Source organism: Slackia sp., from assembly GCF_977041755.1.
This window is the reverse complement of the sequence record NZ_CDRRGL010000215.1, coordinates 1-2,025: the sequence shown is the minus strand read 5'-3', so window position 1 is coordinate 2,025 and position 2,025 is coordinate 1. Positions and strand designations below refer to the sequence as shown.

Here is a 2,025-nt window from a genome sequence, read left to right as displayed (position 1 = left end):
ATATAAAATCGACCCGCTCGAGCGCAAATACGGGCGCGAGGGCTTTTGGGTTGAAATCACCGATGGCGAGTCGCGCTGCACTCGTCCCTACGACAATGCCGATGCGTTTCTCGCTAGTTGGGAAATGGCCGAGCCTCCCGTGAACGTTGCGTTGAATCTTCCGTCTAACGGGCGATAGAAAACACCTTCGGTTCGTATGCATGCCGCCTTCGGGCGGCTTTTCTTTTTTGAGTTTCCGCCCCCCCCGCGCCTACCGAAGGTGCCGCGCGCTGTGCGGTTGCTCTTATGTTTCGACGTGTTTTTGGTCGACGGGACATCTCCATTCCTTTGTATAATGCCACCGGAAGATATTTCGCCGCATGTGCGGCGATTCGGGGAGGTGCGCACGTGACGAGCATGGGCAAAACGCTGGCAATTGTAAATCCAGCGGCAAGAAATGGGGATGGCGCTCGCGGCGCGGCTTTTTTGAGATATGCGGCTGGTTCGGCCGCGGCTCCCTTCGAGGGCATTCAGATTGAGACCACCCGTGAAGCTGGGCATGCGACGGCGCTTGCGGCGCAGGCATCGAACTTCGATTGCGTGCTTGCCGTGGGCGGCGACGGGGTCGTTCACGAAACGCTTGCGGGTCTCATGCGAATTCCACGCGAGAAGCGCCCCGCATTCGCGCTTATTCCGTGTGGCAACGGCAATGATTACGCCCGCACGCTCGGCATGTCGTTCGTTATGGAGGAAGCGCTTACGCAGCTTTCCTCCGCGCAGCGCATAAGCGCCGATGTGGGCGTGTGCAATGGTGAGTATTTTGCAGAGACGCTTTCGTTTGGCCTCGATGCTGCCATTGCGCTGGGAACGTACGAACGTCGACGCAGAACGGGTCGCGAAGGCACGCGTTTGTTCGTCGAAGAAGGTGCGAACCAGCTCGTGTTCCACCGTGATGCCTACGATTTCACCGCCATTGCAGACGGCGGCGCTTCGAAACAAGGTTCGATGCACCTGTTTGCCGTGCAGATCGGCCCTACGTATGGCGGCGGTTTTCGGGTGTGCCCGAACGCCGATGCGACCGACGGCAAGCTCGATTGCTGCGTTGCCAAGGCGCCGCTGGGCATGCTGAAGGCGGCGTATTTGTTCGCTCGCGCGAAAGACGGAAAACACGTGGGGCATACGGGTTCGTTTGATTTCTTCGATGCGAAATCGCTCACGTTGGAATTCGATCGCGAGCCTCCGGCCCAGATCGATGGCGAGCCTATTCATGGCACGAAATTCGATATCGCTGTTTTGCCGGGGGCTTTGGACGTGTACTTTGCGAAGGGAGCCGCCCATTAATGAGCACTTTTACCTTCGTACTCATCCTTGGTGCCGCGGTTCTCGTCTCGAGCGCCATCAACCAGGTCGTGAGCGGCGTCGCAACCCCGCTTATCCAAATTGGCATCGGCGTGCTGCTTGCGTTTGCCGGCCTTACAACGTCGAATTTCCAAGTAGACCCTGAGTTGTTCTTGGTGCTCTTCATCGCGCCTCTGCTCTATCACGAGGCGCGTAACACCGACAAGGTGGCCTTGTGGTCGAATCGCGCGAAGGTGCTTTCGCTCGCCGTGGGCCTTGTGGTCGTTACCATTCTTTGCATCGGTTTCACGCTGCACGCCCTTGAGCCCACCATTCCGCTTGCGGCGGCCTTCGCCCTTGGCGCGGCGCTCGGGCCAACCGATGCCGTGGCCGTGGCTTCGCTTTCGAAGCGCGTGAGCCTCAAGCGTCGCCAATCGATTTTGCTTTCGGGCGAGTCGCTCATTAACGATGCATCGGGCGTCGTCTCGTTCCAGTTTTCCATCGCCGCGCTCACTACGGGAACCTTCTCGCTGATCTCGGCGACGGGCGCGTTTTTGGTGAGCTTCTTTGGAGGCATTGCATTCGGCCTTGTGCTCGCGGCTCTGCTCGCGTTCTTGGTGTCTCGAGTGCGCGACCTTGGGCTTGAAGACACCACGTTTCACGTGTTGCTCGAAGTGCTCACGCCGTTCGCCGTGTTCCTTACGGCGG

At 59.0% G+C, this 2,025-nt stretch carries 2 protein-coding genes; both read left to right on the top strand.

Translation table 11 applies throughout. The features are described 5' to 3' along the window. Positions 1-396 precede the first annotated feature (396 nt). Complete coding sequence (locus tag ACWI8T_RS09645; protein WP_449138795.1) at positions 397-1,320, top strand: diacylglycerol/lipid kinase family protein; 924 nt, start codon at positions 397-399, stop codon at positions 1,318-1,320. Next, a partial coding sequence (locus ACWI8T_RS09640) for a cation:proton antiporter domain-containing protein (protein WP_449138794.1) occupies positions 1,320-2,025 on the top strand: 706 nt, incomplete at its 3' end. The genes ACWI8T_RS09645 and ACWI8T_RS09640, both read left to right, overlap by 1 nt.